Here is a 12,716-nt window from a genome sequence, read left to right as displayed (position 1 = left end):
AAGTCGCTTAAATGCTGTTGGGATCAACGGCCTTGGCCTTGGCATCGAGGGATGCCACCACGCCACGACTCACCAGCTGCTTGAGGCTCTGATCCATGGTCTGCATGCCGTGGGTCATCCCGGTCTGGATCACCGAGTAAAGCTGGGCAATCTTGTCCTCCCGAATGAGGTTACGCACCGCCGGAATGCCCATCATGATCTCGTGGGCCGCCACCCGACCGCCACCAATGCGCTTGAGCAGGGTCTGGGAGATGACCGCCCGCAGGGATTCGGAGAGCATGGAGCGTACCATGTCCTTCTCCGCACCAGGGAAGACGTCGATGATACGGTCGATGGTCTTGGCCGCCGACGAGGTGTGCAGGGTGCCAAACACCAGGTGGCCGGTTTCGGCGGCAGTCATGGCCAGACGAATGGTCTCAAGGTCGCGCATCTCGCCCACCAGAATGATGTCCGGGTCTTCCCGCAGTGCCGAGCGCAGGGCGTTGCTGAAGCTCTTGGTATCCCGATGAACTTCCCGCTGGTTCACCAGACAGCGCTTGTTCTCGTGGACGAACTCGATGGGATCCTCGATGGTGAGGATGTGGTGATGGAAGTTCTCGTTGATGTAATTGACCATGGCCGCCAGGGTGGTCGATTTACCCGAGCCGGTAGGGCCGGTCACCAGTACCAGACCCCGCGGGAACTCAGCGATCTTGCGAAAGATCTCCGGCGCATCGAGATCCTCGAGGCTCAGCACAGTGCTGGGGATGGTACGAAATACCGCGCCAGAACCGCGCGCCTGCTGGAAGGCGTTAACCCGAAAACGGGCCAGATTGGGTACCTCGAACGAGAAGTCGACCTCGAAGTTCTCCTCCAGCTCCTTGCGCTGATGGTCGTTCATGATGTCGTAAATGAGGGCATGCACTTCCCGGTGTTCCAGGGCGGGCAAATTGATCTTGCGAACCTCACCATCAACCCTGATCATCGGGGGAACCCCGGCCGAGAGGTGTAGATCCGAGGCTTTATGCTTTACACTGAAAGCCAATAACTCTGTGATATCCATAGACTTGTCATTCTCCCATCACAAGATCACTAACGAAATATGAACCAGATTGCCCAGCACCTGTTTCAGGTAAAGGAACGTATTGCCCAGGCCGCCGAACGGGCGAGCCGCAACCTGCAGCAGATCCGCCTGCTGGCCGTGAGCAAGACCAAACCTGTCGAGGCCATCATGGCCGCCCATGCCGCAGGTCAGCGCTGCTTTGGCGAATCCTACGCTCAGGAAGCAGCGGCCAAGATCGATACCTTGCGCCAGCAGCCGGAATATAGCGACATAGAGTGGCACTTTATCGGCCCTTTGCAATCGAACAAATCCAAACTGGTCGCCGAACGGTTTGACTGGGTGCAGAGCGTGGATCGGGACAAGCTGATCGACCGCCTCAACAACCAGCGCCCAACTACAATGGCACCGCTAAATGTTTGTCTGCAAATCAATATTAGCGGAGAGAGCAGCAAATCCGGAACGTCGGAACAAGAGATTTTCCGCCTTGCCGAGCAGGTCTCCCACAGTGAGCGACTGGTGCTGCGGGGACTGATGGCCATTCCCGAGCACACCAGTGACGAGCGCGTGCTGGCCGCCCAAATGACCCGTATGCAGACTCTGTTCACCGAGCTTGCGCGACAATACCCCACTGTGGATACCCTCTCGATGGGCATGACCGAGGATCTTGAACTGGCTATAGCCCACGGCAGCACCATGGTGCGGGTCGGCACCGCCATCTTCGGCGCCCGTGACTACTCATAGGCAAGGCCAGCGGATAACCCATACGTCCGCCTCTTGCCGCGACTTCATCAACAGGAGCGTTTGATGGAACACCGAATTCTGGCGTCAGGTGGTGCAGGCAGCGCCAACCCCGCCGCGACCCCATGTGCAACAGGAGCATCTGATGCAGCATAGAACGCTGGCCTTTATCGGCGCGGGCAACATGAGCCGCAGCATCATCGCCGGACTGGTCAAGGCGGGTTATCCCGCCGGGCAGATCACGGCCGCCAACCCCAGTCTGCCCAAGCTGGAGACGCTGGCGAGCGAACATGGCATTCGCATCACCCAGAGTAATGCCGAGGCGGCCCGAGACGCCGAAGTGATCGTGCTGGCAGTCAAGCCGCAGCTGATGGCCGGCATGCTGGCAGCACTGGTTGAAGAGCTGGGCTCCCTTGAGGGCAAGCTGCTCATCTCCATCGCGGCTGGCATCAAGGTGGCGCGCCTTGGCGAGATGGCCGGTGGCCATGACCGCATCATCCGCACCATGCCCAATACCCCTGCCCTGCTGGGTTTGGGCATGACCGGTCTCTATGCACCCGAACATATTGCCGCCGTGGATCGTGACTTTGCCGAGCAGATGATGCAGGCGGTCGGCAAGACCCTCTGGGTAGAGCAGGAGTCTGGCATCAACGGCGTCATCGCCGCGGCGGGCAGTGCTCCGGCCTACTTCTTCCTCTTTATGCAGGCGATCGCCGAAGAGGCGGAGGCGATGGGTTTCTCGCCCGATCAGGCACGCCTGCTGGTGCAGCAGACCGCGCTGGGCGCAGCCGCCATGGTGGAGCAGAACCCTGAGCTGGCGCTGCAAACCCTGCGTGAGCAGGTCACCAGCAAGGGCGGCACCACAGCCGAAGCCATCAAGACATTCCAGCAGCAGGGGCTGATGCCGCTGACTGCGCAAGCCATGCAGGCGGCCGTTGCTCGTGCCACCGAAATGGAAACCCTCTTCTAACAGGAGCCCAGATGAACACTGCTTACTTTCTGATTAACACCGTTTTCGATCTCTACCTGATGGTGATCCTGCTGCGCGTCTGGCTGCAGTGGGCCCGCGCCGACTTCTACAACCCGATGAGCCAGATGGTGGTCAAGCTGACCAATCCGCTGGTGATCCCGCTGCGCCGGGTGATCCCGGGCTTTGGCGGCATAGACCTCGCCTCCGTGGTGCTGGCGCTGGCCATCGCCTTCGCCAAGCTGGCCCTGCTCAAGAGCATGAATGTGCTGCTGGCGGACTGGCTCAGCATCAGCCTGTTCGCCGCGCTGACCGTGCTGAAGAAAGCGGGCTCGATGATCTTCTGGGTACTGCTGATCCGCGCCATCCTGAGCTGGGTCAGCCAGGGCCGCAACCCCATCGAATACGTGATGCATCAGCTGACCGAGCCGTTCCTCGCCCCTATCCGCCGCGTACTGCCGGCACTGGGCGGACTGGATCTCTCGGTGCTGGTCGCCTTTATCGGCCTGCAAGCCATCAACTACCTGCTGGGTGACCTGTTCGGCCAGCTGTGGTGGATGATTTGATGCCAGCCGTCCTGCAACAAGGGGATGAACTGGTACTGCATCTGGTGATCCAGCCCAAGGCGAGTCGGGATCAGATCATCGGATTGCATGGCGAAGAGCTGAAAGTGGCCATCACGGCGCCGCCGGTCGATGGCCAGGCCAACAGCCATCTGATCAAGTTTCTGGCCAAGCAGTTCAAGGTGGCCAAGGGACAGATCACCATAGTGCGGGGCGAGCTGGGGCGACACAAAACCGTCACCATCGACAGCCCCAAACAGTTGCCGCAAGAAGTGAGTGCACTGCTGAATGACGCGCAAGGCTGAATGAATCAGCCTGCGCCAACCGTAGATATGAGAGGGATGACAGATGAAAACAGCCTGGATGAGTGGCCTGCTGGCACTGCTGATGACCCTGCCGCTCAAGGCAGAACAGATGAAGGAGCTGGGGCCCTGGCTGGTGCACTACAACGCCTTCAACTCCAGCTTCCTTACACCAGAGGTCGCCAAGGCGTATGGACTGGAGCGCAGCCGCTACAACGCCATCATCAATATCGCGGTACAGGACAAGCAGAAAGTGGCGCAAGCCGTGGGGATCACCGGTGAGGCCAAGAACCTGACCGGCACCATCCGCACCCTGAACTTTCAGGAGGTAAAAGAGGGCGATGCCATCTACTATCTGGCGACCCTCCCCTACCGCAACGAAGATACCTATCAGTTCACCCTGAAGATCATGGGCGGTGGGCAGCAACAGAACCTCAGCTTCCAGCAGACCTTCTACGTCGACTGAGCAGCAACAAGAAGCCCCGACCAAGGCCGGGGCTTCATTTTATCCATATGACAAGGGCGCCATCAGGGCGCCCTTGTTACATCTATTCCGTACCGCGACTGTTACAGGGCGAGGAACAGACCGGCCAGACAGGCGCTCATCAGGTTCGCCAGCACGCCGGAGAGAATGGCGCGCATGCCGTAACGGGCGATGAAGGATTTGCGCTCCGGCACCATGGAGCCCAGACCGCCGATCAGGATCGCCATGGAGGAGATGTTGGCAAAGCCGCACAGGGCGAAGGTCACGATGGCCTTGCTCGACTCGCTCAGGGTCTGATCCTGCACCAGGCCGATAAAGGCGACGAACTCGTTGACCACGATCTTGGTACCGATCAGGGCGCCAGCGGCTTGTGCCTGATCCCAGGGCACACCGATCAGCCAGGAGACGGGGGCAAACAGCCAGCCCAGAATGATCTGGAAGCTCAGATCCAGCCCTGCCAGACCGCCAGCCCAGCCGAGCAGGCCATTGAGCATGGCGATCACACCAACGAAGGCCAGCAGGGTCGCACCGACCGCCACCGCAATATTGAGGCCGGACATGGCGCCATCGGCCGCCGCTTCAATCACGTTGGTGGCACGGGGGATCTCAACATCCTGATGGTGATCGACCTCTTCAGCTCCCGGCGGCACCAGGATTTTGGCCATCGCCAGACCGGCAGGGGCCGACATGAAGGCGGCAGCGATCAGGTATTTCAACTCAACCCCGAGGCTGGCATAGCCCACCAGAGTGCCACCGGCGACGGAAGCGAGACCACAGCTCATCACCGCGAAGAACTGGGAATCGGACATCTTGGAGAGGTAGGGTTTGACCACCAGCGGCGCTTCCACCATGCCGACGAAGATGTTGGCGGTCGCGGAGAGGCTCTCGGCACGGCCGGTGCCCAGCAATTTCTGCAAGCCACCACCCAGCAGGGCGATCACCCGCGGCATGATGCCGATGTGGTAGAGGATGGCGATCACCGCGGAGAAGAAGATGATGACCGGCAACACGTTGAAGGCAAAGATGAAGCCCAGCTTGAACTTGGCCAGATCACCGAACAGGAAGGCGATCCCCTCCTGACCGTAACCAATCACGCTGCTTACGCTCTCGCTGACCCCGTTCAGCACCTGCTGACCGGCAGGCAGCCAGAGCACCAGACCGGCAAACATGATTTGCAGGCAGAGGGCAAGGCCAACTGTTCGCAACGGGATACGACGACGATTATCAGAGCAGATGACGGCAAGCGCCAGGATACTCAGGATGCCGAGCAGGGCAATCATAGGGACTCCATCAGGTGGGGCAAAAGATGGGCGCGGATTCTGCGCCTCTCCCCCCGTCACTGCAAGTCCGCTTGGTTACAAGCCTGTTAGAAAAAACGTTTGCACGATATCGGTTGCGCCAACTGGCTGATTTGGTTCGATTTTAGTATCAGGAGAAATCGAGAGTTCTTAAATGGAAACAATCATTCCTCACCACCGGACAATTTACCCCCAAGCCAGGGGGCCAGTCGCTGCTCCCAATAGGGTTCGGGGCCAAATCTGGCCTTGAGGAAATCGATGAAGAGACGGATCTTGGGATCCAGATGTTCGCGCCGGGCATAAACGGCATGTACCGCCATCTGCTGGTTCGGTCGCCACCCTGGCAACACAGGGATCAGCTTGCCGCTCTGTAACTCCTTGTCCAGTAAGTAGTTGGCAATATAGGCGATACCGAGCCCGGCCAGTGCCGCATCGCGCACCGCCTCCGCCATATCCACCCGATAGTTGCCCGCTACCTGCACCGTCTGGCGCTCCTTGCCCTGGCGAAACGACCACTGGTGATAGCGTCGCTCCCGACTCTGGTAAGTGATGCAGTTGTGCTGGGCCAGATCCTTGGGATGAAGCGGCGTGCCGTGGCTCAGCAGGTAATCCGGCGAAGCCGCCACCACGAAGCCAATGTCGGCCAGCCGCTGTCCCACCAGCCCTTCCGGCTTGTCCTCATAGGTGGTGAGCCAGAGATCCAGCCCCTCATCCACCAGATTGGTTCTGTGGTCGAACAGCGAGACCTCCAGCTCCAGCTCGGGATAGCGATCCTGAAACGCCTTGAGATGAGGAATGACGTGCAAGCGGCCAAAGGATTGGCCCACCCCGAGATGGAGCACACCGCTCACCTTGCCGCGCCGCTCGGCGATCATGGAGTCAGCCTCCTGCGCCACCGCCACGAGCGCATGGCAGTGACGGGCATACTCCTGACCCAGCTCGGTCAGGACGAAGCGGCGGGTGGTGCGCTGCACCAGCTGGGCGCCAAGGGTGGTCTCCAGCAGCGCCAGCTGCTTGCTGATATGGGATTTGGAGACCCCGAGACGACGGGCGGCGGCAGAGATCCCCTGCTCACGCACCAGCGCATCGAAGATCACCATTTGAGGAAGACGTTGCAGCACAGGATAACCGGATTAAGTGGCGGGAGCCCATTATTCCAGAGCCGCCCGCCAAGGGGTAGGGTCAGAGCCCCAGCGCCCGGGTGATCTGCAGTTTGAGGGGGTCGTCAGCCGGATTCTGGTTGGCGCCGTAGCTGGCGATCAGCTTGCCATCGCGACCCACCAGATACTTGTGGAAGTTCCAGTTCGGCTCATCCCCGTCAGCGGCCGCCGCCAGCCCCTTGAACAGTGGCACAGCATCGGAGCCCCGCACCGCTACCCGATTGAACATCGGGAAGGTGACGCCATAGTCGCGGCGACACACCTCGGCAGTCTTGGTCTCGTTGCCCGCCTCCTGCCAGAAATCGTTGGAGGGGAAACCGAGAATAATCAATCCCTTATCCTTGTAGCTTTGGTAGAGCTGCTCCAGATCGCGAAACTGGCCGCTGTAGCCGCAGTAGGAGGCGGTATTGACCACCAGCACCACCTTGCCCTCGGTCAGCTGACAGAGGTTATGGCGCTGAGAGTTGTTTAGCTCCCGCATCTCCACATTGAAATAATCTGGGCACGCCGCAGAGGCCGCACCGGCCCCCAATAACAGCAACAGAGTGAACCATTTCATCGCCAAGACTCCTTTTGTTTTGTCCATCATACGCGGTTACCAGAGCCACAGTTCACTCTCAATGCAATGGAATGCCGGTCAGCCAGCCGTGGCCCCAGAACACCAGCAGCGCGGTGGCAGCCAGGCCCGCCCCGACGCTGATGCCGGTGCCCGTCCAGTTAGCCGCCGGACGGGGATATCGCTGCCAGTCCCGCACCGAAATCCAGACCATGCTCACCAGCGCCCACAGCCCGATGCCGCCAAACAACACCAGAGAGCGCGCCTCGCTGTTGACCAGCAGATGGGCCACCGCCCAGAGCAGGGTACCGAGCAGTTGGGGATGCACCAGCCAACGGCGCAGATGGTTGGGCCCCTGGCCGGAGAAGAAGAGGATCAGCGCAAAGGGCATCATCACCGTCATGGTCATCGGCCCCCACTCCGGCAGGAAGTAGAGCGGCAGCGAGCTGGCCGAGCGCCAACCGGCGATGATGCAGGCGATGGCGATAAACACCAGCAGGGAGAAAAGCCCCTTGTAGCGATTCTCACCCAGCCGCTCGCGTAGCCGCGCCCGATGGGCCACCGCAAAACAGGGGTAGAGATGGATCAGGGTAAACAGCGCAACCCCCAGGGTCAGCAGGAACATGAGTCTCTCCTTGTATTTGGTACGACCACTATGCCGTAAAGGGAGATGTGCGCCTATCAAAACCGCGCTGACCCATGGAGTCAAAAGTATGGCAAGACAAAGGAACGGAAAGAAAAGAGCCGATCACGATGGATCGGCAAATAAGTGCCAGGGCAGTCAGACATCTCGCGGGATGGGAGATGCCCCAAACGGGGATATTGAGTGGCCGATGGCGCGCATCGGCCGAACCGGATCAGCCCTTGAGCTGATAGAGCGCCGCTACGTTGCGCGCAGTGAGTTGAATATTGGTGCTGGCGCTCTCCAGCGCCTCCGGCAGAGACATGGCGCGGTTGACCACGGCGAATACCGCGTCCAGCCCGTGATCATGTACCACACCGCAATCGTCGGTCAGGCAACCGGAGATACCGATCACCGGCTTGCCGAACTGCTTGGCGCAACGTGCGACACCGATTGGCGTCTTGCCATGGATGGTCTGGCTGTCGATACGACCTTCGCCTGTGATGACCAGATCCGCATCGGCCACTTCATCGGCCAGCTTCAGGGCTTCAATCACGATCTGAATGCCGGGCTTGAGCTCGGCACCAAGCAGACCGACCAGCGCGGCCCCCATGCCACCGGCAGCGCCCGCCCCCGGAATATCCTTCACCTGCTTGCCGAGCGCCTGTTCGATGCAGTCGGCATAACGGGAGAGGTTGGCATCAAGTTGCGCCACCATCTCGGGGGTCGCCCCCTTTTGCGGGCCAAACACCGCAGAGGCGCCTTTCGGGCCGCACAGCGGGTTGTTCACATCGCACGCCACCTCGATAACCAGCTCACTCAGACGCGGATCCAGACTGCTCAGATCGATGGTCGCGAGCTCACTGAGACCTGCGCCACCCAGAGCAATAGGCGCACCATCCGCTTTGAGCAGCTTGCCGCCTAGCGCCTGGATCATGCCGGCACCGCCGTCATTGGTGGCGCTGCCGCCGATACCGAGAATGAGGTGCTTCACCCCCATCTCCAGCGCGGCCAGGATCAGCTCGCCGGTGCCGAAGCTGGAGGTGAGCAACGGATTGCGCTGCTCGGGCGCCACCAGATGGATGCCGGAGGCAGCGGCCATCTCGATGACGGCGCGCTCGCCATCACCCAGCAGGCCGACGAAGCCCTGCACCTTGTTGCCAAGGGGCGCGGTCACTTCAACCGGCAGGATGCGGCCACCGGTGGCATCCACCAGCGATTGCACAGTGCCCTCGCCGCCATCGGCCATCGGCAATTTGACGTAGGTGGCGTTCGGCAGCACCTGCTTGAAACCGGCCTCGATGGCATCAGCCACCGCCATGGCGCTCAGACTCTCCTTGAATGAATCGGGGGCAATAACAATTTTCATATCAATTCCTTAGGCGAGGCCAAACACGCCAAACATCAGGGTGGAGACAGTAGCAATGGTCAGACCGACTGCGGTTTCGTAAGGGATAAGTTTCAGACGCTCACCCACCCCCATGTGGACGCTGCCACCGGTGGCGTGGAAGAAGGAGCCGTGGGGCATGTGGTCAAACACGGTGGCACCGGCATGGATCATCGCCGCACCAGCCAGACTGCTGATCCCCAGTTCAATCAGGGTGGAGCTGAATACGTTGGAGGCCACCACGGTACCGGCAGTGGTCGAGGCGGTTGCCAGTGACATCAGGGCACCGGAGATGGGCGCCAACAGGTAGGAGGGCAGACCGGAGGCAGTCAGGCCGCTGATCAGCACATCTTTCAGGCCGGAGTTGGCGATGATGCCTGCCAGGGTACCGGTACCCAGCAGCATGATGGCGACTGGCGCCATGCGGGCGAGACCGGATACCGCAAACTGGTTCACCTTGCTGAATTTACCCATCATCAGGGCGCCGACCAGACCACCGAGGGGCAGCGCAATCAGCGGATCCACCACGATACCGGCAACAGGACGCAGAGCCAGCAGCAGGATGGCGACCAGCGGTGCACTGATGGCGGCGGCAAAGCCTGGCAACTTGGCACCGGCAAAGCTCACCACCTCATCAGCAGCAACCTTGCTGCCCTTGTTGTTCAGACGCTTGGCCAGCCAGTAGGCCATCACCAGACCGAACAGACCCGGAATGATGCCCGCCGCCATCACAGAGGTGAGGGGCAGATGGAAGGCATCAGCCGCGGCAATAGCGTTAGGGTTGGGGGACATGACGTTACCCGCCTTGCCGCCGCCGATCATCGCCAGCAGGATGGCCGCCTTGGAGAGGTCGGCACGGCGGGCGATGGCCAGCGCGATGGGGGCGACCGTGATAACGGCCACATCCACGAATACGCCGACCGCAGTCAGGATCAGGGTTGCCAGCGCCAGCGCCAGCAGGGCGCGGGTTTCACCAAGTTTCTTGACGATGGTCTCGGCGATAGTGGTGGCAGCGCCCGATTCGATCAGTACACCCGCCAGCACACCGGCCGCCAGGATCCGCATCACCGCAGTGGTGATCCCCTGGGCGCCGCCGATCATCAGGGCGACGGTCTGGGTCAGATCGGCACCGCCAATCAGGCCACCGGCCAGGGCACCCACGATCATGCCGTAAGCGGGCGGCACCTTCTTCAAAATGAGGATGATGGCGATGGAGAGCGCCGCGATGGCGCCAAGGGCTGTAACCGGGATCATGACGGACACCTTCAATGGGAGTGAATGGCCGCCATTATGGAGATCTGCAATCAGAATACTTTGGCTTACAAACCAAAAATTGCGTCATGTAAAAGTGGTTTTTTGTCCAACTTCACAATCACAAGTCGAGATTAAGGCCGAGATAGAGCAAAAATTTGTCGTCTAACTTGTTGAAATTCAACCCGGTTATCTGCTCTATCCGCCCCAGCCGATAGCGCAGGGTATTGGGGTGAATGAACAGCGCTTCGGCACAGCGATGCAGATCACAATCCTGCAAGAAATAGTGGCGCAGGGTCTTCTGCAGCGCCCCCTTGCCATCTTCCCGGGCCAGTTTCTGCAGCGGTGCGCGCAGCTGATCCGCCTGCCAGGAGTCCGCCAGACTCCCCAGCAGCACCGGCAAACGGTAGTCCTCAAAGAAGTAGACCTGTTTGCGCGGCGCCTGCCGCATGCCACGGCGCAATGTATCCCGCGCCGTCTGGTAAGAGCGCGCCAGCCCGTCGATCCCGGCGAAGTAATCGCCCACCGCGATATGCACCTTGAAGTGGGGAATGCGGGCCAGCAACTGCTTGATCCGGCTGCGCTCCTGCGCCGATTGCCAGACGCCCTCACTCAACTGCGCCGGTTTGAGCACCACTATCTCGTCGAGCCCGTTGATGGCGACCAGATTGTCCCGCTCCGGATTTTCCAGCTGATGGACCAGCTCTCGCAGACGAGCCGGATCCGCCTCCTCCAGCGCCAGCACGGCCACCACCCGAGGCTGGGCCAACTCCAGTCCGAGAAAACGGGCCGCCTGCTGCAATTGATCGACTCGCCCCTCACCACGAATGAGCTGCAACACCAGCTCCTCCTTGTGGCGCTTGTCCCACTGCAGCTGCTCGGTGAGCGCCGCCTGCTCCAGGATCAGCTCGGCGGTCATTCGCACCAGCTCAGCGTAAGCACGCACTTCCTCCGGATCGCCGGAGATGCCGATCACCCCGATCAGCTCCCCCTGATAGGAGATGGGCAAATTGATGCCTGGTCGCACCCCTTTGAGCTGCAGGGCTGTCGCTTCGCTAATCTCCACCACCCGGTTTTCAGTGAGCGCCAGCACGGCCCCTTCGTGACGCTGATGGATCCGCTCCGGATTGCCGGACGCAATGATGAGGCCGTGTTCGTCCATCACGTTGACCGAGAACGACAGGATCTTCATCGCCCGGCTCACAATCTGGCGTGCGAGCATGTCATTTAGCTGCATAGGTACTCCGCTGAACCAACCGGGAATAACCAGAGGCGATGACCAGTCTCTGTGGCTCATCCATCACATTGACCGAGAACGACAGGATCTTCATCGCCCGCGCGACGATCTGGCGGGCAAGGTTATCGTTTAGCTGCATAACATCTCCGGACAAGGGGCTGATCTGGCTACGTCACCACGAGGCGATTCAGGGCACATGGGCGCAAAGATGCCACATCATCAAGACAAGCGAGAGGGGGATCGCTAGAATAGGCCACTTTACCCGATGTGTGCCCCGCCATGGAGCAGGAATTGCGTGCTTGCACCCGCCTGCCCGTGATGGCCCATCCCTCCGATTTGGACTGTGCTATGGATTATGAATTTCGCCGCGACCCGTTTGGTGGCTATCGCGCCCGGTTCTCCATGGGCCATGAAGCCATCGGTCAGTGGCTGATCGACGAGGTTGGCAAGGATGAGGAGAAGCTCGACGAGCTCTTCTCCATCATTGATCAGCTCTCCAACCGCACCCGAGTCGAATACCGGCTCAACGGCGGTGACTACTCCCTGCTGCTGACCCATGAAGAGGCGGAGGTGAAAGCCAACGCCCTCAACATCGAGCTGGGTGAGGATCTTGACGATCTCGCCTACTACGATGATGAACAGCTGGCCATGTGCGGGCTGGAAGATTTTGCCCAGGTGCTCGGCTCCTGGCGCGCCTTTATCCGTAACGAGGATATGGGCTGATTGACCCAATGTCGGATTACTATGTCGGGCAAACGTGCCCTTTTGCCTAACTCAACAGGATTGACTATGTCTATTTACGATTTTGATGACGAACTGCCGGAAGACGAAGAACAGGAATCCACCAAGAAAGCGGCTGCACCTGCCAAGAAGAAAGGCAAGCAGGTGATGAACACTCAGGTCAACCTGAGCCCGCGCGATGCCAGCCGTCTGAACGGCATGCACGTTGAAGCGATCGCCACGCTGGACGACGTCAGCCTGCCGAAGAACGTCATCTTCAAGGCTGGCCTGATCGCCCTGGGCGAACTGGAAGCCGGCAAGCGCGCCGATATCATCGCCCGCGTGATCGCAGAATCAGGCCGCTAATCGCCCCTGAAGGCATAAAGAAA

The 12,716-nt window shown here is 60.3% G+C and carries 15 protein-coding genes and 1 pseudogene; 7 read left to right on the top strand and 9 right to left on the bottom strand.

Annotation, left to right across the window (positions count from 1 at the left end; genetic code table 11):
- Positions 1-7: 7 nt before the first annotated feature.
- Positions 8-1,042 carry a type IVa pilus ATPase TapT gene (gene tapT, locus I6L44_RS19525; protein WP_005340354.1) on the bottom strand — a complete coding sequence of 345 codons (1,035 nt, stop codon included), beginning with the start codon at positions 1,040-1,042 and terminating at the stop codon, positions 8-10.
- Between the two features lie 39 nt (positions 1,043-1,081).
- On the opposite strand from tapT, the gene I6L44_RS19520 reads away from it, so the two are divergent.
- From I6L44_RS19520 to I6L44_RS19500, 5 genes are all read left to right on the top strand, one after another.
- Positions 1,082-1,783, top strand: a complete 702-nt coding sequence (locus I6L44_RS19520; RefSeq protein WP_216952839.1) for a YggS family pyridoxal phosphate-dependent enzyme — start codon at positions 1,082-1,084, stop codon at positions 1,781-1,783.
- Positions 1,784-1,925: 142 nt separating this feature from the next.
- A complete protein-coding gene (proC, locus tag I6L44_RS19515) occupies positions 1,926-2,750 on the top strand; it encodes a pyrroline-5-carboxylate reductase (protein WP_216952838.1) in 825 nt (274 codons plus the stop codon).
- Between the two features lie 11 nt (positions 2,751-2,761).
- A complete protein-coding gene (locus I6L44_RS19510) occupies positions 2,762-3,313 on the top strand; it encodes a YggT family protein (RefSeq protein WP_005341416.1) in 552 nt (183 codons plus the stop codon).
- Positions 3,313-3,615, top strand: a complete 303-nt coding sequence (gene yggU, locus I6L44_RS19505) for a DUF167 family protein YggU (protein WP_101530189.1) — start codon at positions 3,313-3,315, stop codon at positions 3,613-3,615. Before I6L44_RS19510 ends, yggU begins: the two co-directional genes overlap by 1 nt.
- 43 nt (positions 3,616-3,658) lie before the next feature.
- Positions 3,659-4,078: a DUF4426 domain-containing protein gene (locus I6L44_RS19500; protein WP_005340339.1), complete on the top strand. Its 420-nt coding sequence runs from the start codon at positions 3,659-3,661 to the stop codon at positions 4,076-4,078.
- 101 nt (positions 4,079-4,179) lie between these two features.
- On the opposite strand, the gene I6L44_RS19495 is transcribed toward I6L44_RS19500, so the two are convergent.
- The 8 genes and pseudogenes from I6L44_RS19495 to I6L44_RS19460 form a co-directional block, all read right to left on the bottom strand.
- Complete coding sequence (locus I6L44_RS19495; protein WP_216952837.1) at positions 4,180-5,376, bottom strand: NupC/NupG family nucleoside CNT transporter; 1,197 nt, start codon at positions 5,374-5,376, stop codon at positions 4,180-4,182.
- A gap of 182 nt (positions 5,377-5,558) precedes the next feature.
- Positions 5,559-6,494: a LysR family transcriptional regulator gene (locus I6L44_RS19490; RefSeq protein WP_005340335.1), complete on the bottom strand. Its 936-nt coding sequence runs from the start codon at positions 6,492-6,494 to the stop codon at positions 5,559-5,561.
- A gap of 82 nt (positions 6,495-6,576) precedes the next feature.
- The gene (locus I6L44_RS19485) at positions 6,577-7,113 is read right to left on the bottom strand and encodes a glutathione peroxidase (RefSeq protein ID WP_076495785.1); all 537 of its coding nucleotides are present in this window, start codon (positions 7,111-7,113) and stop codon (positions 6,577-6,579) included.
- 58 nt (positions 7,114-7,171) lie between these two features.
- On the bottom strand, positions 7,172-7,735 hold the full coding sequence (locus tag I6L44_RS19480; protein WP_139462374.1) for an NnrU family protein: 564 nt from the start codon (positions 7,733-7,735) through the stop codon (positions 7,172-7,174).
- 232 nt (positions 7,736-7,967) lie between these two features.
- Positions 7,968-9,101, bottom strand: coding sequence for a glycerate kinase (locus I6L44_RS19475; RefSeq protein ID WP_206876095.1), 1,134 nt, complete (start codon positions 9,099-9,101; stop codon positions 7,968-7,970).
- 9 nt (positions 9,102-9,110) lie between these two features.
- Positions 9,111-10,373 (bottom strand): GntP family permease, encoded by a 1,263-nt coding sequence (locus I6L44_RS19470; RefSeq protein ID WP_005340326.1) that lies wholly within the window; start codon positions 10,371-10,373, stop codon positions 9,111-9,113.
- 118 nt (positions 10,374-10,491) lie between these two features.
- Entirely contained in the window at positions 10,492-11,607 is a 1,116-nt protein-coding gene (locus I6L44_RS19465) for a sugar diacid recognition domain-containing protein (protein ID WP_216952836.1), read from the bottom strand.
- Positions 11,608-11,614: 7 nt separating this feature from the next.
- Positions 11,615-11,746: pseudogene (locus tag I6L44_RS19460) on the bottom strand (sugar diacid recognition domain-containing protein); the annotation flags it as partial.
- Positions 11,747-11,955: 209 nt separating this feature from the next.
- Between I6L44_RS19460 and I6L44_RS19455 the strand changes: the two are divergent.
- On the top strand, positions 11,956-12,330 hold the full coding sequence (locus I6L44_RS19455) for a YacL family protein (RefSeq protein WP_031227767.1): 375 nt from the start codon (positions 11,956-11,958) through the stop codon (positions 12,328-12,330).
- A 66-nt stretch (positions 12,331-12,396) separates the two neighbouring features.
- Positions 12,397-12,693 (top strand): hypothetical protein, encoded by a 297-nt coding sequence (locus tag I6L44_RS19450; protein WP_005348860.1) that lies wholly within the window; start codon positions 12,397-12,399, stop codon positions 12,691-12,693.
- Positions 12,694-12,716: the final 23 nt, after the last annotated feature.

The organism is Aeromonas sp. FDAARGOS 1414 (assembly GCF_019047065.1).
Classification (GTDB): domain Bacteria; phylum Pseudomonadota; class Gammaproteobacteria; order Enterobacterales; family Aeromonadaceae; genus Aeromonas; species Aeromonas veronii_A.
The sequence above is the reverse complement of the archived record's forward strand: the minus strand, read 5'-3'. Positions and strand labels throughout refer to the sequence as shown.